At 56.9% G+C, this 20,760-nt stretch carries 21 protein-coding genes, 2 tRNA genes and 1 rRNA gene; 12 read left to right on the plus strand and 12 right to left on the minus strand.

Features of this window, described 5'->3' with window-relative positions; translation table 11 throughout:
* Positions 1-2: 2 nt before the first annotated feature.
* Positions 3-386 (plus strand): oxalurate catabolism protein HpxZ, encoded by a 384-nt coding sequence (gene hpxZ, locus ABFX35_RS13805; RefSeq protein WP_095845856.1) that lies wholly within the window; start codon positions 3-5, stop codon positions 384-386.
* Between the two features lie 7 nt (positions 387-393).
* Here hpxZ and ABFX35_RS13810 read toward each other — a convergent pair whose 3' ends face one another.
* From ABFX35_RS13810 to ABFX35_RS13825, 4 genes are all read right to left on the minus strand, one after another.
* Positions 394-1,272 (minus strand): siderophore-interacting protein, encoded by an 879-nt coding sequence (locus ABFX35_RS13810; RefSeq protein ID WP_346081747.1) that lies wholly within the window; start codon positions 1,270-1,272, stop codon positions 394-396.
* A gap of 77 nt (positions 1,273-1,349) precedes the next feature.
* On the minus strand, positions 1,350-2,291 hold the full coding sequence (gene puuE / locus ABFX35_RS13815) for an allantoinase PuuE (protein ID WP_346081749.1): 942 nt from the start codon (positions 2,289-2,291) through the stop codon (positions 1,350-1,352).
* 18 nt (positions 2,292-2,309) lie between these two features.
* On the minus strand, positions 2,310-3,053 hold the full coding sequence (locus ABFX35_RS13820) for an aspartate/glutamate racemase family protein (protein ID WP_346081750.1): 744 nt from the start codon (positions 3,051-3,053) through the stop codon (positions 2,310-2,312).
* Positions 3,050-3,766 carry a GntR family transcriptional regulator gene (locus tag ABFX35_RS13825; RefSeq protein WP_413541199.1) on the minus strand — a complete coding sequence of 239 codons (717 nt, stop codon included), beginning with the start codon at positions 3,764-3,766 and terminating at the stop codon, positions 3,050-3,052. The genes ABFX35_RS13820 and ABFX35_RS13825 overlap by 4 nt, the downstream gene beginning before the upstream one ends.
* A gap of 164 nt (positions 3,767-3,930) precedes the next feature.
* Here ABFX35_RS13825 and ABFX35_RS13830 point away from each other — a divergent pair, with 164 nt between their 5' ends.
* Positions 3,931-5,391: an NCS1 family nucleobase:cation symporter-1 gene (locus ABFX35_RS13830; protein WP_346081752.1), complete on the plus strand. Its 1,461-nt coding sequence runs from the start codon at positions 3,931-3,933 to the stop codon at positions 5,389-5,391.
* 74 nt (positions 5,392-5,465) lie between these two features.
* Here the strand turns inward: ABFX35_RS13830 and ABFX35_RS13835 are convergent, their stop codons facing one another.
* Positions 5,466-6,164, minus strand: coding sequence for a response regulator (locus ABFX35_RS13835; protein WP_121555671.1), 699 nt, complete (start codon positions 6,162-6,164; stop codon positions 5,466-5,468).
* A complete protein-coding gene (locus ABFX35_RS13840) occupies positions 6,154-7,791 on the minus strand; it encodes an ATP-binding protein (RefSeq protein WP_346081754.1) in 1,638 nt (545 codons plus the stop codon). Before ABFX35_RS13840 ends, ABFX35_RS13835 begins: the two co-directional genes overlap by 11 nt.
* Before the next feature lie 334 nt (positions 7,792-8,125).
* Here ABFX35_RS13840 and ABFX35_RS13845 point away from each other — a divergent pair, with 334 nt between their 5' ends.
* From ABFX35_RS13845 to citX, 7 genes are read left to right on the plus strand one after another with little or no spacing between them, the layout of a single operon-like run.
* On the plus strand, positions 8,126-9,490 hold the full coding sequence (locus ABFX35_RS13845; protein WP_346081756.1) for a 2-hydroxycarboxylate transporter family protein: 1,365 nt from the start codon (positions 8,126-8,128) through the stop codon (positions 9,488-9,490).
* 21 nt (positions 9,491-9,511) lie between these two features.
* Positions 9,512-10,375, plus strand: a complete 864-nt coding sequence (locus ABFX35_RS13850; protein WP_346081758.1) for a fumarylacetoacetate hydrolase family protein — start codon at positions 9,512-9,514, stop codon at positions 10,373-10,375.
* Positions 10,376-10,391: 16 nt separating this feature from the next.
* Positions 10,392-11,411 carry a [citrate (pro-3S)-lyase] ligase gene (gene citC, locus ABFX35_RS13855; protein ID WP_279027941.1) on the plus strand — a complete coding sequence of 340 codons (1,020 nt, stop codon included), beginning with the start codon at positions 10,392-10,394 and terminating at the stop codon, positions 11,409-11,411.
* An 18-nt stretch (positions 11,412-11,429) separates the two neighbouring features.
* Positions 11,430-11,723 carry a citrate lyase acyl carrier protein gene (gene citD / locus ABFX35_RS13860; RefSeq protein ID WP_095845867.1) on the plus strand — a complete coding sequence of 98 codons (294 nt, stop codon included), beginning with the start codon at positions 11,430-11,432 and terminating at the stop codon, positions 11,721-11,723.
* Positions 11,720-12,595: a citrate (pro-3S)-lyase subunit beta gene (gene citE / locus ABFX35_RS13865; protein WP_279027943.1), complete on the plus strand. Its 876-nt coding sequence runs from the start codon at positions 11,720-11,722 to the stop codon at positions 12,593-12,595. The genes citD and citE overlap by 4 nt, the downstream gene beginning before the upstream one ends.
* Before the next feature lie 10 nt (positions 12,596-12,605).
* Entirely contained in the window at positions 12,606-14,132 is a 1,527-nt protein-coding gene (citF, locus tag ABFX35_RS13870; RefSeq protein ID WP_346081761.1) for a citrate lyase subunit alpha, read from the plus strand.
* Positions 14,129-14,668 carry a citrate lyase holo-[acyl-carrier protein] synthase gene (citX, locus tag ABFX35_RS13875; protein WP_121555676.1) on the plus strand — a complete coding sequence of 180 codons (540 nt, stop codon included), beginning with the start codon at positions 14,129-14,131 and terminating at the stop codon, positions 14,666-14,668. Before citF ends, citX begins: the two co-directional genes overlap by 4 nt.
* Positions 14,669-14,761: 93 nt before the next feature.
* Here the strand turns inward: citX and ABFX35_RS13880 are convergent.
* Both ABFX35_RS13880 and dnaQ read right to left on the minus strand, forming a co-directional pair.
* Positions 14,762-14,838, minus strand: a tRNA-Asp gene (locus ABFX35_RS13880).
* 159 nt (positions 14,839-14,997) lie between these two features.
* Positions 14,998-15,729, minus strand: coding sequence for a DNA polymerase III subunit epsilon (gene dnaQ, locus ABFX35_RS13885; protein ID WP_423783682.1), 732 nt, complete (start codon positions 15,727-15,729; stop codon positions 14,998-15,000).
* Positions 15,730-15,800: 71 nt separating this feature from the next.
* On the opposite strand from dnaQ, the gene rnhA reads away from it, so the two are divergent.
* On the plus strand, positions 15,801-16,268 hold the full coding sequence (gene rnhA / locus ABFX35_RS13890) for a ribonuclease HI (RefSeq protein WP_423783683.1): 468 nt from the start codon (positions 15,801-15,803) through the stop codon (positions 16,266-16,268).
* Here the strand turns inward: rnhA and ABFX35_RS13895 are convergent.
* Positions 16,265-16,984, minus strand: coding sequence for a class I SAM-dependent methyltransferase (locus ABFX35_RS13895; protein ID WP_279027951.1), 720 nt, complete (start codon positions 16,982-16,984; stop codon positions 16,265-16,267). The genes rnhA and ABFX35_RS13895 overlap by 4 nt on opposite strands.
* A 44-nt stretch (positions 16,985-17,028) precedes the next feature.
* On the opposite strand from ABFX35_RS13895, the gene gloB reads away from it, so the two are divergent.
* Together gloB and mltD are read left to right on the plus strand one after the other, a co-directional pair.
* Positions 17,029-17,784 (plus strand): hydroxyacylglutathione hydrolase, encoded by a 756-nt coding sequence (gloB, locus tag ABFX35_RS13900; protein ID WP_279027953.1) that lies wholly within the window; start codon positions 17,029-17,031, stop codon positions 17,782-17,784.
* A 72-nt stretch (positions 17,785-17,856) separates the two neighbouring features.
* The gene (gene mltD, locus ABFX35_RS13905) at positions 17,857-19,242 is read left to right on the plus strand and encodes a murein transglycosylase D (RefSeq protein ID WP_095845893.1); all 1,386 of its coding nucleotides are present in this window, start codon (positions 17,857-17,859) and stop codon (positions 19,240-19,242) included.
* Between the two features lie 87 nt (positions 19,243-19,329).
* Here the strand turns inward: mltD and ABFX35_RS13910 are convergent, their stop codons facing one another.
* From ABFX35_RS13910 to rrf, 3 genes are all read right to left on the minus strand, one after another.
* Positions 19,330-20,124: an endonuclease/exonuclease/phosphatase family protein gene (locus ABFX35_RS13910; protein WP_279027955.1), complete on the minus strand. Its 795-nt coding sequence runs from the start codon at positions 20,122-20,124 to the stop codon at positions 19,330-19,332.
* 344 nt (positions 20,125-20,468) lie between these two features.
* Positions 20,469-20,545 (minus strand) — tRNA-Asp (locus ABFX35_RS13915).
* A 94-nt stretch (positions 20,546-20,639) separates the two neighbouring features.
* Positions 20,640-20,755 (minus strand): 5S ribosomal RNA (gene rrf / locus ABFX35_RS13920).
* Positions 20,756-20,760 lie beyond the last annotated feature (5 nt).

A 20,760-nucleotide genomic window follows, 5' to 3' on the forward strand; every position in this document is an offset into this window, starting at 1 on the left:
TAATGAAAAGTGAATATATCGATCGCCCGGCGGTGCTGGCAGAGGTCAACGCCGCCTTTTACCGCTATGAGCAGGCACTGATCGGCAACGATGTGGAAGTGCTGGATGAGCTGTTCTGGCACGATAGCCGCACCGTGCGCTACGGCGCGACGGAGAACCTGTACGGCATCGAGCAGATCCGTGATTTCCGCCTCAAGCGCCCTTCAAAAGGGCTGGATCGCCAGTTGGAAAACACCGTCATCACCACCTACGGCGATGACATGGCAGTGGCCAGCACGGAATTCCGCCGTGAAGGCAGCGATCGCATTGGCCGGCAGATGCAAACCTGGGTGAAGCTGCCGTGCGGCTGGCGCATCGTGGCAGCCCACGTCAGCCTGATGGGCTAGGCAGCCGTCAGCACCAGTAAGCCATAAAGTTCACTGCGTCGCGATCAAGATCGCATTCTGCGATCAGATAACGGCGCAGCGCCTTCACGGTAGAAGATTCCGCCGCCACCCAGGCGTAAAAACCGTTCCCGCCGACGGCGCGCTCCCACAAGAGATCGCCCCCCAGGCTGTTTTCCGCCAGCGACTGGGCGGCGGCGCGCGCAGTCGCCGGTATTTCCACGTGCCTACGCACCGCATCAAGCAATTGCGCCCCGTGCCGCTGCGGCGGGCCGCCGTCGCGCGGCAGCCAGTGAACCTCGGCAAACGGGAACTGCGCCACGCTGATGCAATCGCCGCTGGCCGGCACTTCGAAAAACGCCTGCACCCGCGGCGGGTTAGCCTGCTGCGCCAACTGTTCAAGGATCCCCATCGCCGCCGGCAACGCCGTTTCATCGGCAATCAGTAGCGCCTGTAGCAGGTGTGCTGGCGGCACCCACTCATAGCCGCCGCTGTCGCCGGCAAATTCCGCATCTGGCGCCACCACCTGCAGCGTGGCGCCGGCTTCGGCGTGGGTAGCCCATGCCGAAGCCGGGCCATTCACGCCGTGCAGCACGAACTCAACGTCCAGCTCCTGCTGCGCCTGACGCAATCCGCGCAGGGTATAGGTGCGCATGATCGGCCGCTGTGCTTTCGGCAACGCCATATAATGGCGATACCAGTCGTCGCTGTTTTCCAGCCGTGAACGTTGGCCGTCTTCGGCGGGGAACAGCAGCTTGATGCGCTGATCCGGCGCCTCGAGCTTCATCTGGTGCACCTGCGGCCCGCTGAATACGCAACGTACCAGCGAAGGCGAAATACGCACTTTCTGCTTCAGAGTAATATCAAAAATACGGTAGCTGGCGGCCATCTTAGCGACTCTCCTGGGATCGGTACGTTGCCATAGTAGGCGACTTCCGCCGCCCGGGAAAGTCCCCCCAACCCGGCTTAACAACCGGGATAGGGATGGTGCTGCAACCAATGTTCAGCAATATCCTGGCGGCGGCAGATCCAAACACGATCGTGCTGCTGAATGTAGTCCAGGAAGCGCTGCAAGGCGCGGAACTTGCCGGGGCGACCCAGCAGGCGGCAGTGCATGCCGATCGACAGCATCTTCGGCGCGTCTTCACCTTCCTGATACAGCACATCGAAGCTGTCTTTCAGGTAGGTAAAGAACTGCTCGGCGGTATTAAAGCCCTGCGGGGAAGCAAAGCGCATGTCGTTCGCTTCCAGGGTATAGGGCACAATCAGGTGCGGTTTCTTTTCACCGTTGGCGCACGCCACTTCGGTCCAGAACGGCAGATCGTCGCCATAGTAATCGCTGTCGTACAGGAAGCCCCCCTGTTCAACCACCAGCCGCCGGGTATTGGGGCTATCGCGCCCGGTATACCAACCCAACGGCGGCTTGCCGAACAGCTCGCTATGCACGGCGATCGCCTGCTGCAGGTGCTGGCGCTCGGTGGTTTCATCAATATTCTGGTAGTGGATCCAACGCCAGCCGTGGCTAACCACATCGTAATCGGCGTCTTTGATCGCCTGCACCACCCGCGGGTTGCGCGCCAGCGCCATCGCCACGCCAAAGATGGTCAGCGGCAAGCCGCGGCGCTGGAACTCCTGGTGGATCCGCCAAAAGCCCGCGCGCGAGCCATACTCGTACAGTGAATCCATCGACATATGGCGCGCCGGGTAGCTGGCCGCGCCGATGATATCGGAAAGAAACTGTTCGGAACCGGCGTCGCCGTGCAACACGTTGTTTTCCGAACCCTCTTCATAATTGAGCACAAACTGCACCGCGACGCGCGCCTGCCCCGGCCAGCCCGCGTGCGGCGGTTGCCCGCCATAACCGATAAGATCGCGGGGATAGTCTTGATTAAACGCATAGTCACTCATCGATAATTCCCATTCAGATTACGAATTAAAACGGCCAAACATCCCGGATAACGGCTTGGTTAACGGGTAGTCCAGATCGCCATGTTTACTGGTTTGCAAGCCCAGGCAGTGCAACGATTCGATCATTTTCACCGCGGCGCTGACGCCGTCGATCACCGGCATCCCCAGCTCCTGCGTCAGTTCCCGCGCCAGGGTAGCCATGCCGCCGCAGCCCAGCACGATCGCCCCGCTGCCGTCGCGCTGTTTTACCTGCAGGCACTGTTCACGTACCCGCTGCTGCGCCAGGCCGCTGCCGTCTTCCAGCGCCAGCACCGGCAGATCGATAGCGTGCAGCGCGGCGCAGTGGCGCTCAAAGCCGTACTGGTGCAACAAATGGCGCGCGATGATCAAGGTGCGCGGCAGCGTAGTCACGATGGAAAACCGTGTGGCCAGCAGCGTCGCCGTATGCATCGCGGCTTCGGCAATGCCCACCACCGGCGCGCTCGCCAACTCCCGCGCCGCCAGCAGGCCCGGATCGCCGAAACAGGCGATGATATGGCCCTGAACGCCGGCCTCACGCCCCGCTTTCACCTGTTGCAGCACGCCGATCGTGGCGATCGCTTCGTCAAAATGCCCTTCAATGGAAGGCGCCCCGTGCGCTGAACACACTGCGAGGATCTCGGTGCCGGGTGCGGCGACGGCACGGGCGGCCGCGCCGATGGTGTCGGTCATTTCCGGGCTGGTGTTGGGGTTGATCACCTGGATCACGCAGGGGGCGTTCATAGCGCATCCTGCGGCTGGCTGGCGGCAAAGATGCTGGCGAAGTCCGGCGTGCCGTCCATGTCGTGCGTGAAGCGCAGGCTGGCGACGATATCATCGAAGTGATGCGCCATCTGCGCCGCCAGGCCGGAGGTATCGCCGGCACGCAGCAACGCCAGCAGATCGCTGTGATCGTGGCAGCGGCAGCCCTGCTGCCACGGGGTGCCGTAGGCGGCAATCGCCAGCGAGGAGCGCAGCGTCAGTTGGGATACCGTCTCGGTGAGCACGCCGTTGCCGGCGATGGCCTGTAACTGCACGTGGAACGCGGCCGACAGGCGAATCGCCGCCGCGCCGTCCTGATCCTGATGCGCCTGCTTTTCCTGCGCCACGATCGTCTCGATCATCAGCAAATGCTCGGCCCGGCAGTTCGCCACGATCTGCGGCAGGTTGGCGCATTCCAGCATCTTGCGCGTGGTAAACACGTCGCGCGCTTCTGCTTCGCCCGGCGTGGCAACCTGTGCACCACGCTTGGGCAATTGCGTCACCAATTGCACTGCGGCAAGGCGCTGCAATACCCGGCGGATGCCAGTGCGGCTCACGCCAAAGGTTTCCGCCAGCGCCTCTTCCGGCAGTTTATTGCCCGGCAACAGCCGGTGCTCCACTATCGCCTTCACCAGCGCATTGTAAATGTGATCGTCTTTATCTTCAGTAAAGTAGGTGGCTTTGGCGCCGATCATCATGCTGCTCCGTGTACGGTTGAATAACTAAATCGTATACAAGAAATAATTTAATTGTATACAAAAATCGAAAATATGGCCTGATTCATGCAAAAGACCTCTCAACCCTGTGGGTCAGAAACGCCAATCAACATCTGGGTACATCCTTGAGAGGAGCACGATTTATGCCAATCCCGAACACCAATTACAGCCCGAAGCTGTGCAACGAAGACCTGGCGCCAACGCGCGATCAGAACTGGAGCTGGTACAACATCTTTTCTTTCTGGATGTCGGATGTACACAGCATGGGGGGATACGTGGTGGCCGCCAGCTTCTTTGCCCTTGGCCTGGCCAGCTGGCAGGTGCTGATTTGCCTGCTGGTGGGTATTTGCATCGTGCAGCTGTGCGCCAACCTGGTCGCCAAGCCCAGCCAGATTGCCGGCGTGCCGTACGCCGTGATTTGCCGGCAATCCTTTGGCGTATTCGGCGCCAATATCCCGGCGGTGATCCGCGGGCTGATCGCCTTTGCCTGGTACGGTATCCAAACCTATCTGGCCGCCCATGCGCTGATGCTGGTGCTGCTGAAGTTTTACCCGGCACTCAATCCCCTGACGCAGCCTCATTGGCTGGGGCTTTCGGCGCTGGGATGGATCTGCTTTGGCATCATGTGGTTGCTGCAGGCCATGGTGTTCTGGCATGGGATGAATGCGATTAAGCGCTTTATCGATATTGCCGGCCCGGCGGTATATGTGGTGATGCTCGCCCTGGCCGGCTGGATTGTATACAAGACGGGGCTGGACAATATTTCGTTCACCCTGGCAAGCAAATCCCTTTCGCCTGCGGAGCAAGGCTGGCAGATGGTGACCGCAACGGCGCTGGTGGTGTCTTACTTCTCCGGCCCGCTGCTGAACTTTGGCGATTTTGCCCGCTATGGCAAAAGCATGCGGGAAATCCGGCGCGGCAACCGCTGGGGGCTGCCGTTCAACTTCCTGCTGTTTTCCATCGTGACCGTGGTGATCGTTTCCGGCACGCAGTCGCTGTTCGGCCAGATGATTACCGATCCCATCGAAACCGCCACGCGCGTCGGCAACGGCGTCGCGGTGGCGATTGGCCTGCTGACCATGATTACCGCGACGATCGGCATCAACATTGTGGCGAACTTTGTTTCACCCGCCTTTGACTTCTCCAACTGTTCGCCGCAAAAAATCAGTTTCCGCACCGGTGGTATGATCGCGGCGGTCGGTTCCGTGCTGCTGACGCCGTGGAACCTGTTCCACTCGCCGGAGCTGATCCACTATACGCTGGATGTGCTCGGCGCGTTCATCGGGCCGCTGTTCGGCATCCTGGTCGTCGATTTCTACCTGATTAAACGCGGCAATATCCACGTTGACGATCTGTTCAACGCCACGCCGAGCGGCCGTTACTGGTACCGCAACGGCTTTAACCCCAAGGCGATTATGGCGCTGCTGCCGGCGGTGGCGATCGGCCTGGCGATCAGCTTCACGCCAGGGCTGCATGACGTAGCGAATTTCAGTTGGTTTATCGGCGTGTTGCTGGGGGGCGGTTGCTACCGCTATATAGCGCGCCAGGAGTGCGCCGCAAACCACGGCAGATTATTGATGACTGCGGAGATGAGCAAGGAGTGAGCGCAGCGGCGTGGTGGTTGGCCTCTTTCGCCTTGCCGGCAGTGCGCGCTAAGCTGTGTCTCACCTCGCCGCCATTATCCGTGGCCGTTTACCCGGCGGTACATCCGCCGGGGATGGCCAATTTTCCCGTACTGCATCTCAACCACCAGAAAACCAGCTTCTACGCTGTGTTCCAGATAACGACGAGTGGTGGTTTTACTTAAGCCCGTTGCGCTGACGACGTCATCGACGGAAAAACAGCGCCCGGCCTCATCGGCAAACAGTTTTTGTATCAGCGCCAACGTATTCTCTTCAATCCCTTTGCTGCCGTTATCCTGGCGGTAGTTCTTCGCCTGCAACTGATAGAGCGAATCGACGTTTTGCTGATCGACGATTTTCCACACGCGCTGCTGTTCGACGAACTGCACAAAACGTTCCAGCGATTGGCCCAACCGCTTCCACGACACCGGTTTAAGAATATAGTCAAAGGCGCCGTTGCGTATCGCCTGGCTGCAGGTATCCATATCGCTGGCGGCGGTGATAAAAATCACCGAACAGTTGGCACAGATAATCTGCCTATCGTTAATCAACGTAATGCCCTTGCCATCCGGCAGATAATTATCGAGCAAAACCAGTTTCGGCTGCATCCTGTCCAGCAACACCTTCGCTTCCGCCAATGACGAAGCAATCCCCACCAGCCGCAAGCGCGGATGTTTGCCGATCAGCTCTGCATGAAGCTGCGCAAGCGCGTGTTCATCTTCGATTATCAGCACGTCTATCAGTTCATGTTGCATAATTCTGATCTTCCAGGGTCGATACGGGACGCAAGACGTTGCCCGTTTCAGGAATAAACAAAGAAAAAATCGTGCCGCGCGGCGCGTTGGCGGAAACCTCAATTGAACCGCCCGACTGCGTGACATAGCTGGCGATCAGATACAGGCCGATACCGTGATCGCCGCTGCGTTTGGTGGTCATTCCGCGCTCAAAAATATGTTCACGGATAGACGGATCGATTCCCACCCCGCGATCCGCCACTTCAATAATCAATTCCCGTTCATTGAGCAGAATCAGCACTTCCACCGGCTCGTGCGGCAACGCGGCGCGCTGCGTCGCTTCGATGGCGTTGTCCAGCAAATTACCGATGATCGAAATCAGCTCGGCCTCGCCCAGCAGGCGGCAGGCGCGATCCATTCGGCATGCAGGATCAAAGGCCAGTTCAACGCCCTTTTCGCCGGCGCGCGCGGCTTTCCCCAACAGCAGCCCGCACAGCGTCGGCGAGCGAAAACGCGACGAGATAAAGTCGAGCAGTTCCTGCGCATGTTCCGACTGCGCCTGAATATATCGCACCGCTTCGTCGTAGCGCTCCATATGCAGCAACCCCGAAAGCGTGGTCATCCGGTTGAGCTGCTCGTGGCGCATGATGCGCAGGTTATTGACGTAGCGTTTTACCTGGCTCAACTGCGCGCTAAGGGTGTCGATTTCATTGCGATCGCGAAAGGTGATCACCCAGCCCTGCAACTTATCTTCCAGCATAATGCGTACCCGGCTGGCAATCACCGTCAACTGGTTGAAGCGGCAAATCTCATCGTGAGTGTCCTTTTCCAGCATCACGTCATGGGCGAAGAACGGCACCGGTGCAATCACCTCGCCGATTGTCAGCCCACGCAGCGCGCGCGTGGGCTGGCTTAACCCCAACAGTTTGCGCGCGGCCTGGTTGATCACTTCAATACGCGATTCACCGTCGATGGCAATCACCCCTTCGTAGATCGACTCCATCATCGCTTTTTGCTGACGCACCAGCAGGCCGATTTCGCGCGGCTCCAGCGAGAAGATCTGCTTTTTGATGCTGCGGGTAAAAAACCAGGAAAAAATGAACAGCGCCGCCAGCAGCAACACCGCCGCAATAAAAATGTCGATCACTTTGCCAAACGTAATATTGTCGAGATAGCTGGTCAGATATCCTACCGAGACGATGCCCACCACGCGCCCGTTATCGTCAAAAATCGGCGCTTTGCTGCGCAGTGAAATGCCTAACCCGCCTTTACGGATGGTGGTGATGCTTTTCCCCTGCAACACCTCTTCGTTGTCGCCGCCAATCAGCGTTTTCCCGACGACATCCGCATGGACGGAATGAAATAAATGCATGCCTTGATTATCACCGACAACAATAAAGCTGGCATCGCTGTGAGCAGCCACTTTATGCATAAATTGCGTAATCGCCGGAATATCTTTTGCCGCCACCGCCTGGCGCAAATTGGGAATAATCGCTATTTCCTCCGCCTGTATTTTTGCTCTTGCGCTCATTTCCTGGTATAGCTGCCGGCCAACATCCTTGTAATAATAAACGCCCAGTAAGACGAAAAGGCCGGATAAAAAAATCACCAGAGAAATAAATAACTTTATTTGAAAAGATATTTTCATGACCTTACGCACGGCAGCCAACAATACGCCAATGTACCATCTTTTTTCACCCGCGCGCGCAGTTTGCTGAAAACTTGTGATCCCTTGCACAGCCGGTATTGACGCGAAAAACGCCCTGTTAAACATTCTCTTTTGGAAATGTTATTAACTTGTATTTTTATTTAAAAAAACCATAAAAACCACGCCAATAATTAAGGTGTAAATCACATAGAGTAAAAGAAACCATAAAAACCATAGGCGCCATTAAAACTCTAATTTTATTATGTCGCACCTCACATTACATGTGCCTTTGGCCATTTACCCTGTCGGAACAAAATAACCGAGGGGCTTAATCATGAGCACAACTGACGATTCATTTCCTGTTACCTCTGAACCGTTATCGATTCAGAAGACATCACTGAAAGATAAGTGGTGGCATATTATGGATACCTGGAAGGTCGGCATTATTCCATTGCCGTTATTCCTGTTGGCGGGCGCATTAATTGCGGTCGACTGTCTTGGCGGCAAGTTACCGAGCGACATCGTGGTGATGGTGGCGACGCTGGCGTTCTTTGGCTTTGCCTGCGGCGAATTCGGTAAACGCCTGCCGATCGTCGGCAAGCTGGGGGCAGCAGCGATTTGCGCCACCTTTATTCCCTCTGCCATGGTTTACTACGGTCTGCTGCCGGACGTGGTCGTGGAATCCACCACCAAGTTCTACAAATCCACCAATATTCTCTATCTCTATATCTGCTGCATCATCGTCGGCAGCATCATGAGCATGAATCGCACCACGCTGATCCAGGGCTTCCTGCGTATCTTCTTCCCGATGCTGTGCGGTGAAGTGGTCGGCATGCTGGTGGGGATGGGCGTCGGCCTGGCGCTGGGTATGGAACCGTTCCAAATCTTCTTCTTTATCATTCTGCCAATCATGGCCGGCGGTGTCGGTGAAGGCGCCATCCCGTTGTCCATCGGTTACGCCGCGCTGCTGCATATGGACCAGGGCGTTGCGCTCGGCCGTGTTCTGCCGATGGTGATGCTCGGCGGCCTGACCGCCATCATTATCTCCGGCTGCCTGAACCAACTGGGTAAACGTTTCCCGCATCTGACCGGTGAAGGGCAACTGATGCCCAACCGCAGCAACGGCGACGAACCCGCCCCGGCCGCGCCGGCGTTCTCCGGTAAAACTGATGTGACCACCATCGCGGCGGGCGCGCTGCTGGCGGTGCTGCTGTACATGATCGGGATGCTCGGCCACAAACTGATTGGCCTGCCTGCGCCGGTCGGCATGCTGTTTATCGCGGTGCTGATCAAGCTGGCCCACGGCGTTTCTCCACGCCTGCTGGAAGGTTCGCAGGTGGTGTACAAATTCTTCCAGACCTCGGTCACCTATCCCATTCTGTTCGCCGTTGGCGTGGCGATTACGCCGTGGGAAGAACTGGTTAATGCCTTCACCATCAATAACCTGCTGGTGATTGTCAGTACCGTTTGCGCACTGGTGGCAACCGGCTTCTTCGTGGGCAAAAAGATCGGCATGCACCCTATCGATGTGGCCATCGTTTCCTGCTGCCAGAGCGGCCAGGGCGGTACCGGGGATGTTGCCATCCTGACGGCGGGCAACCGCATGAGCCTGATGCCGTTCGCGCAGATTGCGACCCGTATCGGCGGCGCGATCAACGTATCGGTATCGCTGCTGATCCTTGGCAATTTCCTCGTCTGATTAAGCATTACAGGAACTGATATGAAACTCGCAAGCTTTATCCACCAGGGGATCCGTAGCTACGGCATCGTCAAGGCCGACGGGGTTATCAATCTCGGCCAGCGCCTGGGTAACCGCTACGGTGATTTGAAATCGCTGCTCGCCGCCGACGCGCTGCAAGAGGCGCAACAGCTGGATGGCGAAACGCCGGATATCCGCTTTAACGATCTCGAATTTCTGCCGGTGATCGATAACCCGGGGAAAATTCTCTGCGTCGGCATGAACTACGCCGAAAAACGCAAAGAGTTTGATCAGCACAACCCGGCGCCAACGCTGTTCGTGCGCTTTGCCGATTCGCAAACCGGGCATAACGCACCGGTGCTGAAACCGCGCCACTCCAGCGAATTCGACTACGAAGGCGAGCTGGCGGTGATCATCGGTAAAGGCGGGGAAGATATCCCCCGCCAGGCGGCATTAAGCCATGTGGCAGGTTACAGCTGCTATATGGACGGCTCCGCGCGCGACTGGCAGCACACATGGTTCACCGCCGGCAAAAACTGGCGGCAGACCGGGGCGTTCGGGCCGTGGATGACCACCGCCGACGAGATCCCGGATCCGCATCAACTGGCGATCCGTACCTGGCTGAACGGCCGCATGGTGCAGGACGATAACACCGCCAGCATGATCCATAGCGTGGCCGAGCTTATCGAGTACATCAGTACGTTCACCTGCCTGACGCCCGGTGACGTGATCATCACCGGCTCGCCGGGCGGCGTAGGCAAAAAACGCACCCCGCCGCTGTTTATGAAAGCGGGCGATCGCATTGAAGTGGAAATCGAGCATATCGGCCACCTCAGCAATGTGATTATCGATGCGCCAGCCCACGCGCTGACGGCGGCACACTAAGGACGAAGGCAATAGCATGCAAGCACGCCCTCCCATCGACTTCCGCATCGCGGAAGTCAACGGCAATCGCCAACGGCTGGCCGCTATCCGCGCTTTGCTCGCAGACAGCGGATTGGGCATGGACAGTGACATCAGTACCTTCGTTGAGGCCTGGGCGGGAAACCGGCTGGTGGGTTGTGCCGGCCTGGCCACCAACGTCATCAAGTGTGTGGCCGTCGACGAACAGCTGCGCGGTGAGAACCTCAGCGCGCGGCTGCTGGCGGAAGTTGAGCACCTGGCGCTGGCGCGCGGGCATTTTCATCTGTTTCTCTGCACCCGCCCCTGCAATCGGGAGCGCTTTCAGCGCAGCGGCTTCTGGCCGCTCGCCCAGAGCGGTAATAACGCGATTCTGATGGAAAACACCCCGTCAGGTATCCAGCGCTACTGCCGTTGTTTGCAGGCAGAGCGCGTGCCGGGCAAGCGCATTGGCGCGATAGTGATGAACGCCAACCCCTTTACGCTTGGGCACCGCCATTTGGTGGAGCAGGCCGCGCAGGCTTGCGACTGGCTGCACCTGTTTGTGGTGCGGGAAGACGCCTCATTCTTTCCCTTCACCGCACGGTTGAAGATGGTAAAAGCCGGCGTGGCGCATTTGGCGAATGTCACCGTACATGAAGGCTCGCAGTACATCATTTCCCGCGCCACCTTCCCGGCCTACTTCCTGAAAGAGACCGGCAAAGTGCAGCAGGCGTGGAGTGAGATCGATCTGCTGATCTTCCGCAACCACATTGCGCCGGCGCTGGGCATTACCCACCGCTTTATCGGCAACGAGCCGTTTTGCGCTATCACCCACCAGTACAACCAGGCCATGCATCAGTTGTTGGCAGGCGCGGTAGCGGTGGTGGAAATCCCACGGCTCCAGGCCGCCGGCCATGCCATCTCCGCATCGGAAGTGCGCCGCTTACTTAAAACACATCAGTTTTCCCGTATTCGGGAAATCGTACCGGATACCACTTTCGCGTATCTCGAATCCCATTACAGCGCGGAAGTTGCTTAAAAAATCAGGAATCTAAATATGAAAATCGTGAAGGAGGCGCTGGCAGGAACCCTGGAATCCAGCGACCTAATGGTAAAAATCGCTCCCGCCGACGGCGAGCTGGAGGTGGTTGTGCACAGCGAAGTGATCAAGCAGTTCGGCGATCAGATCCGCCAGGTGGTGGACGCCACGCTGGATGCGATGGATGTCCGCCAGGGGTTAATCATCATTGAAGATAAAGGCGCGCTCGACTGCGTGATCCGTGCCCGTCTGCAAAGCGCCATCCTGCGCGCTACCGAAGGGCAGGAAATCGACTGGGGGAAACTGCTGTGAAAAAACTTCGTCGTAGCATGCTGTTCCTGCCCGGCGCTAACGCCGCCATGCTCTCCACCGCCTTTATCTACCGCCCTGACTCGATCATGTTCGATCTGGAAGATGCGGTCGCCCTGCGTGAAAAAGATACTGCGCGCCTGCTGGTGTTCCATGCGCTGCAACACCCCATGTACCGGGATATTGAAACCGTGGTGCGCATCAACCCATTGAACACACCGTTTGGCTTGCTGGATCTGGAAGCGGTGGTGCGCGCCGGTGTGGATGTGGTGCGTTTGCCGAAAACCGATACCCCGGAAGATATCGACGAACTGGAAAACCACCTGGCGCGCATCGAACTGGCCTGCGGCCGTGAAGTGGGCTCTACCCGTGTGATGGCGGCGATCGAATCGGCTATCGGCGTGATTAACGCGGTGGCGATTGCCCGCAGTTCTCAGCGTTTGATTGGTATCGCACTGGCCGCGTTTGACTACGTGATGGATATGCAAACCGAACGCGGCGACGGCACCGAGCTGTTTTACGCCCGTTGCGCCGTGCTGCACGCCGCCCGCGCCGCCGGGATCGATGCTTTCGACGTGGTGTGGTCAGACGTAAATGACGAGGCCGGTTTCCTGCGGGAAGTCGCGCTGGTACGCAAGATGGGCTTCAACGGTAAATCGCTGATTAACCCGCGCCAGATCGATCTGCTGCATAACGCTTATGCGCCAACCCAGCAGGAGGTTGACCACGCTAAACGGGTTATCGCAGCGGCGGAAGAAGGTGAACGCAACGGCCTGGGTGTTGTTTCGCTAAACGGCAAAATGATCGACGCCCCCATTATTAATCACGCGCAGATGGTGCTGGAACGTGCGGCTGCGTCCGGCGTGCGTCATTAAGGACAGAACAATGAATCATACTGAGCTTCTTCACGTTAATTTCCCACATCTGCGTGAGTTAACGCCCTTTGAGGGCGCCCATGCCACCACACCGTGGCTGGCTGACATTAACAGCAAACATACGCGCAAACTTTGTGCCTCGCTGGAAGACGCGATTGCCCGCAGCGGCCTGCAAGATGGCATGACCATTTCATTTCACCACGCATTCCGTGAAGGCGACCGGGTAATCAACAACGTGGTGGCAACGCTGGCGCGCCTGGGCTTTAAAAACCTGACGCTGGCCTCCAGTTCACTGATGTCCTGCAACGATGCGCTGATCGCACATATCCAGAGCGGCGTGATCGGCCGGATCTACACCTCCGGGATGCGCGGCAAGCTGGCCGATGCGATCTCTCACGGCCTGATGGCTGAACCGGTACAGATCCACTCCCACGGCGGGCGCGTAAAACTGCTGCAGGACGGCGAGCTAAAGATTGATGTCGCCTTCCTCGGCGTGCCGTGCAGCGATGAGTTTGGCAACGCCAACGGCACGCAGGGTAAATCCTGCTGCGGTTCACTGGGCTACGCGATGGTGGACGCGCAGTTCGCCAAAAAAGTGGTGCTGCTGACCGAAGAACTGGTGCCGTTCCCCAATATGCCTGCCAGCCTCGGCCAGGATCAGGTGGATCTGATCGCGCAGGTAGAGAGCGTTGGCGATCCGGCGAAAATCAGCGTCGGCGCGGCGCGCGTCACCAGCAATCCGCGTGAACTGATGATCGCGCGCTATGCGGCTGATGTGATCGAACACTCCGGTTATTTCAAAGACGGTTTCTCCATGCAGACCGGCTCCGGCGCGGCGGCCACTGCGGCAACCCGCTTTATGGAAGAGAAAATGGAACGCCACGGTGTGAAAGCGCGCTTCGCACTCGGCGGCATTACCGGCAGCCTGGTGGATCTGCATGAAAAAGGGCTGATCGAAAAGCTGCTGGATACCCAGTGCTTCGATGGTGAAGCCGCTGCTTCTTTGCGCCGTAACCCGAACCACGTTGAGATCTCCACGAACGTCTACGCCAACCCCGGCGGCAAGGCGGCCAGTTGCGATCAACTGGATGTGGTGATCCTCAGCGCGCTGGAAATCGATATCGACTTTAACGTAAACGTGATCACCGGCTCTGATGGCGTGATGCGTGGCGCATCCGGCGGTCACTGCGATGTGGCGGCGGCGGCCAACCTGACGATTGTGGTTGCGCCGCTGCTGCGTAGCCGTATCCCAACGGTGGTCAAACGCGTCACCACGCGGCTGACGCCGGGGGAAAGCATCGACGTGCTGGTGACTGACCACGGGATTGCCGTTAACCCGGCGCGCCCGGATATCCGCGAGCGCCTGCTGGCGGCCGGCCTGAACGTCGTCGATATCGAAGCCCTGTACCAACGCGCCATCTCCCTGACCGGTGAGCCGAAACCTATCGCCTTCACCGACCGTATTGTCGGGGTGATCCGTTATCGTGACGGCAGCGTGATTGACGTTGTCCGCCAGGTGAAAGAGGAAAATCAATGACCACTCTGACGTCCGTTAAAGCGGGCGTCAGCCTTGAAGCGCTGCTGGCGGCGAAAGATAACCGTGCAGCGCGTCAGGCTGACTGGCTCGCACGCTATCAACAACCGATTATCTCCCTGACGCTGGTGACCCCGGGCGCAGTCAAAGACAGCATTCGCTACCGCAACACCATGGGCGTGGCGCTGCAAGCCTGCGATCAACTGCTGTGGCAAAACCGCTGGCCGGTGTTGGATCGCCAGGTGCTATGGCTGCCGACCGGCGCGGAAGCGCTATGGTGCGTTGAGCACCCGGCGGTAGAGATCAAAGCGCAGTGCGTTGAGATGGAACAGACGCATCCGCTTGGCCGGCTGTGGGACATTGACGTGTTTTGCCCGAAAAATGGGCAAATCGGGCGGCATTCGCTGGATTTGAATACCCGCCGCTGTCTGGTGTGTAATGAGCCGGCACACGGCTGCGCGCGTTCACGCCGCCACCCGGTGGACGAGGTGGTCGCACAGGTCGAGAAACTGATTGATGGCTGGTTCACTCGCGACTAAGCAAGCTAAACAACAATGGCATTCCCGATGGCGCGCCAGGAATCGCTGAAAAGAAAAAGGGCCACGTTAAGAAATAACATGGCCCTGAAATAGTGGCGGAACGGACGGGGCTCGAACCCGCGACCCCCTGCGTGACAGGCAGGTATTCTAACCAACTGAACTACCGCTCCGCGCTAGCCCCTTACGGGGACGACGCGAATATTACGGTTGCCCTTGGTTGCCGTCAATGCCTTTTTCTTACAAAAATAACCGTTTGCACAGTTTTTCAACGAAAGCGCAGCCAAACTATCAGCCAGTTTTATTGCCCCTGCTCGCGGCAAACAAACCGGTTAAGCTCGCCACAGGCAGCTACCGCCTTTTTTCACCACCAGATCCAGGCGCGCTTCGTGGGCGGCAAGATCGTCATCGCTGGCATACACCACTTTCATCGCCGAGGCCGGGCGCGCAATACGCTGGATATCCTGGCTGGCATTAGCTTGCTGGGTGTCCCCTTCCATCTGGAATGCCATTGACGTCTGGCCACCGGTCATCGCCAGATAAACTTCCGCCAGGATCTCGGCATCAAGCAATGCGCCGTGCAGCGTTCGTTTGCTGTTATCTATCTCGTAACGGCTACACAACGCATCCAGGTTATTACGCTTGCCCGGGAACAGGCGGCGCGCCATTAACAGGCTATCGGTGATAGTACAAAAGGTTTCAGTTTTTGGGATATCCCGCTGCAGCATGCGGAACTCATAATCCATAAAGCCGATATCAAACGCTGCGTTATGGATCACCAGCTCGCCGCCGCGGATAAACGCTAAAAACTCATCGGCGACCTGCGCAAACGTCGGCTTGTCTGCCAGAAATTCGTCGCTGATGCCGTGTACGTTATAGGCTTCGGGATCCACCTGCCTGTCCGGGCGAATATAAACGTGGTAGTGGCGCCCGGTCAGACGGCGGTTAATCACTTCGACGGCGCCGATTTCAATAATCCGGTGGCCTTCATAGTGAACCCCAAGTTTGTTCATACCGGTGGTTTCGGTATCAAGAACGATTTGTCTGGTTGGTGTAGAGATCATATGCAGTGCTCGCAGCGCTCGTTTATGTCAGACTTGGCTTTTATAAAACTAAGAGGAAGAGTCTACCAGATATGCTCAAACAGGTAGAAATTTTCACCGACGGCTCCTGCCTCGGCAACCCAGGCCCCGGCGGCTACGGCGCTATTTTACGCTACAAACAACACGAGAAAACCTTTCATACCGGTTACCGCTTGACCACCAATAACCGGATGGAACTGATGGCGGCGATCGTGGCGCTGGAAGCGCTCACCACACCGTGCGAAGTGATCCTCAGCACCGACAGCCAGTATGTGCGCCAGGGCATCACTCAGTGGATCCACAATTGGAAAAAGCGCGGCTGGAAAACCGCTGATAAAAAACCGGTGAAGAACGTTGATCTGTGGCAGCGGCTGGACCAGGCCATACAGCGCCATACCATCCGCTGGGAGTGGGTCAAAGGCCATGCCGGCCACCCGGAAAACGAACGCTGCGACGAATTGGCGCGCGCAGCCGCCGGTAACCCGACCCAGGACGACGTAGGTTACCAGCCGGAAGCCTAAGGCAGTTTGCGATAGCTCTTGGTCGCGCCCACCGCGCGGCTAAGAGAAGGTTTCCGCGCTCCCACCTTCATCGGCACCGGCGTCAACGGCACGGTGCGCTTACGCGCCACAATCACACTCATGCATCCCAGCGCCGGCAAGTGCGTGCTCAGGAACTTCCCCCCCAGGCGGTGCCACGGCAACACCTGAAAACGCGCCTGATACAGCACCTCGTAGTTAAGCAGGCTCAGCCAGTCCAACAGGCGCATCTGGGTAAACATCCGGCTTGCGTAGGGCTGCCGCCGGCGCAGGCCGGGCACCAGTTTCCCCAGCCCCAACAGGCTGAACGGATTAAAACTGCTAATTACCAGCCAGCCGTCGTCGATCAGCACCCGATCGACCTCACGCAGCATACGATGGGGATCGTCAGCATAGGAGAGTGTATGCGCCAGCAAGCAGGCATCCACCGATTTTGCCGCAAACGGCAGTTGATAAGGCGCCGCAATTACTTGCAAGTTATCACCTTCCAGGCCAACGTTAACCTGGTGGGAAATGGCGCATTTTTCCGTCGCCAGCTCGGCGCTGAGGTTACCCAATTTCAGCAGGTGAAAACCAAACAGCTTCGGCCACCAGGGTTGCAACTGCCGTTCAAGCGCATCACGATAATACTCGCCCCACTGCAAACCGCCCCACGAGCGCGGGCTGTTCAGCTTTTGTAGCGTATGGGCTGGTCGCATGATTTATTATCTTCTTTCAAGACATTGCCAATGAGGGGTCCGCCATGAATCTTATCAGCATTCCTGCCCTGCAGGATAATTACATTTGGCTATTGGATAACCAGGAAGGGCACTGCATCATTGTCGATCCTGGCGAAGCCGCGCCTGTGCTTGCCGCGCTCCAACGCCGGCAACTGATCCCCGACGCCATTTTGCTTACCCACCATCACCATGACCACGTTGGCGGCGTAAAACAGCTTGTTGCGCAATACCCCGGCCTGGTGGTTTATGGGCCGCAAGAAACTGCCGATAAAGGGGCGACGCAGATTGTAAAAGATGGCGATCTGCTGGCAATCAACGGCCGGAAATACAGCGTCTTCGCCGTTCCCGGGCACACCCTCGGCCACGTGGCATACTACAGCGCGCCTTATTTATTTTGCGGCGATACGATGTTCTCGGCTGGCTGCGGCAGACTATTTGAAGGCACGGCGGAGCAAATGTACCAATCATTTCAACGGATCGCGCAACTTCCTGATGAAACCCTGATTTGTTGCGCACATGAATATACTCTTTCAAATCTTAAGTTTTCGCGGGCGATTTTACCGGAAGATCGACGAATTGAAACGTATCAACAACAAGTTGAAGCAACAAGGGCAAAACAGCAACCCAGCGTACCAACAACATTGCAATTAGAGCGCAAAATTAACCTGTTTTTACGCTGCCATGACACTGATTTACAAAAGAAATTAGGTTTTAACTCTCCCCCCGGGCAACTTCATTCGGTTTTTTCCGAATTACGCCTGCGGAAAGATAACTTCTAAGCTTTTGGTTGTTTTGTTTGGTGAAGCAAAGTATGATTGCTCGTCTTTTAAGCAACCTATATTGACACACACATGAAGGCTAAAGCGATAATACTCGCCTCAGTCTTGCTAGTCGGGTGCCAGTCGTCCAGGCAGGACGCGCCGGCACCAGTGCAGCATGCACAGAGTCTGTCTTCGGCAGGTCAAGAAAGTGAAGCAGGAAAGTACACAGAAAATGGCCGAGCGAGCTCGGCGCGGTGGCTGGATAACAACAGTGGTGCCGCGCAACAAGATCTGTGGAACTTCATTAGTGACGAACTGAAGATGGAGGTTCCGGAAAATTCCCGGATCCGTGAACAAAAAAGAAAGTATCTAAAAAGTAAGAGCTATCTCCACGATGTAACATTACGGGCAGAGCCGTACATGTACTGGATAGTCGGGCAAATCAAGAAACGCAACATGCCGATGGAACTGGTACTGCTACCCATAGTGGAGAGCGCTTTTGACCCACACGCCACATCAAGTGCCAACGCCGCAGGGCTATGGCAGATTGTGCCGCAAACGGGTCGTAATTATGGTTTGAAGAACAATCAGTGGTATGACGGGCGCCGTGATGTGGTTGCCTCGACGACTGCTGCGCTGGACATGATGCAGCGCTTGAACCGCATGTTTGACGGTGACTGGTTACTGACCGTTGCTGCCTATAACAGTGGTGAAGGCCGCGTGATGCAGGCGCTGAAAGCCAATAAACGCCAGGGTAAGCCAACCAATTTCTGGGCATTGTCGCTTCCGCGTGAAACGTCAATCTATGTTCCGAAAATGCTGGCGCTGAGCGACATCATCAAAAACAGCAAGCGCTATGGCGTTCGTTTGCCAAAAACAGATGAAACCCGTGCGCTGGCCCGCGTTGATGTTGGGCAGCAGATACAGTTAACTCAGGCGGCTGAGCTGGCAGGGTTGCCGATCAGTAAAATGAAGGCGTATAACCCGGGCTATAAGAAAGGCGTAACCGCACCAAACGGGCCCCATTACATCATGGTGCCCAAGGTGAATGCCGATCAGTTGAAAGACTCTTTGGTCGATGTACGCATCGCGGCTTCGCAACCGACGACCCAGTTGGCCAAGAACAGCAGTGTGACGAGCAATACCACGTATAAAGTGCGCTCCGGCGATACCTTATCCGCAATTGCTAAACGGCTGAACATCAGTACCCGGGATCTGCAGAACTGGAACAACCTGCATGCGAAGAGCACGCTGAAAGTTGGCCAGAACCTGCAAGTCGCCAGCAATAGCGGCAGCAACAGCAGCATTACCTATCAGGTTCGCCGCGGTGATTCGCTTGCCAGCATTGCACAGCGCCATGGCGTAAATATTGATGATGTGATGCGTTGGAACACCATGCTTGGCAAGGGCAACAGCCTGCAGCCGGGCTTGAAGCTGACGCTGTTCGTCAATAACAAGATGTCGCCAGAAACCTAGCTCTCTGGGTTCTGCTTAATAAAAATGCCAGTCAGGCTTAGCCGGCTGGCATTTTTTTATCTGATGGAAACAGGCTTGAACAGGCGCCTACCATCGGGGCTTATCAGTTTCGGGATAAAACTCGACCAACAGCGGGTTATGATCCGAGGCGCGCGTGACCAATACCGAGGCACCAGTCACCCCAAGATTGCGGTAGAAAACAAAATCCAGCGGGCGGCCAAACGCCGTACGGCGGTTATCATTGGTAAAGTTAACTTCACGTAGCGCCATGTCCGAAGCAAACTGATACAACGCATTGATACGCTTACGGCTCCAGGCGTTGAAATCGCCGGCCATAATCACCGGGCCGTTGTGGCTGGCAATCTGCTCACCAATCGGGCCCAGCTGTTTGCTGTAAACATCAACGCCCAGGCTAAAATTCACCGCATGGATGTTAACCACCATCAGCAGTTGGCCGTTGAACAACGGATACACCGTAATCAGCGCTGATTTCGCCAGGCGCAAGAAAGGCTCGCGCTCACGTAGCGGGCAGCAATACACCGGTTGCGCCGCCGCCAGCGTCATCACGCCGGAAGGGTGCTGCGGCAAAACGAACGCAGGCACCTGATCGGCCGCCTGGTAGTGCGAAGTGGCAAAACTGACCAGCTCAGGCGTGGTCTGCGCTTCCTGCAATAAAACCAGCTGCGCATCCCTGCCATAGCTTTGCAGTACAGAAAGCCAGTCAGCCCGCTGCTGCTTGAAAATATTCCATACCATGACGCGTAACGCCCCTGCCGTTGGCAAGGCCGCACCGAGCGGCAACGGCAGCTTCATGGCGCCTGGGAAAATTCGCTCAACCGGCTGGCCAGCAACATACCTCATAGCATAAGTTCGTTTCGGCACGTTATTCGCCTTTCCCCATCAGATGAAAAATCACTTTCTAGCGTGAAACACCCGGCCCAAGCAGAGCCCTACATGGCCCATACAGCCAGTAGCTTACTGATTATACGCCTGCGGTAAACGCCCGGCATCGCTTTTACCGCAGGCGTATTATTCAGTTATAAGGACGCCCGGTAACAATTTCAATCGGTAATAGGGTATATCTCTGTAAAGGTTGGTGATTATTAATGCGAAAACGATCCAGTATTCGGCTCGGAGGTACCAAATAAAAAAACCGATAAAGGTGAGCATGGGGAACATTAGACGAAAAAAAGCCCCGAGTCATTGACTCGGGGCTTCTTAATAAGTGGCGGAACGGACGGGGCTCGAACCCGCGACCCCCTGCGTGACAGGCAGGTATTCTAACCAACTGAACTACCGCTCCACCGATTTCTTTTACGCGGTATCTTTCGATACCTGCAACACTGCTCATCGCAGCCCTGCTATTGCCAGCCGTCACGCTGACAACGTTGTTTGATGCCTGGCAGTGTCCTACTCTCGCATGGGGAGACCCCACACTACCATCGGCGCTACGGCGTTTCACTTCTGAGTTCGGCATGGGGTCAGGTGGGACCACCGCGCTATTGCCGCCAGGCAAAT

It is taken from the genome of Gibbsiella dentisursi (genome assembly GCF_039539505.1).
Lineage (GTDB): Bacteria > Pseudomonadota > Gammaproteobacteria > Enterobacterales > Enterobacteriaceae > Gibbsiella > Gibbsiella quercinecans.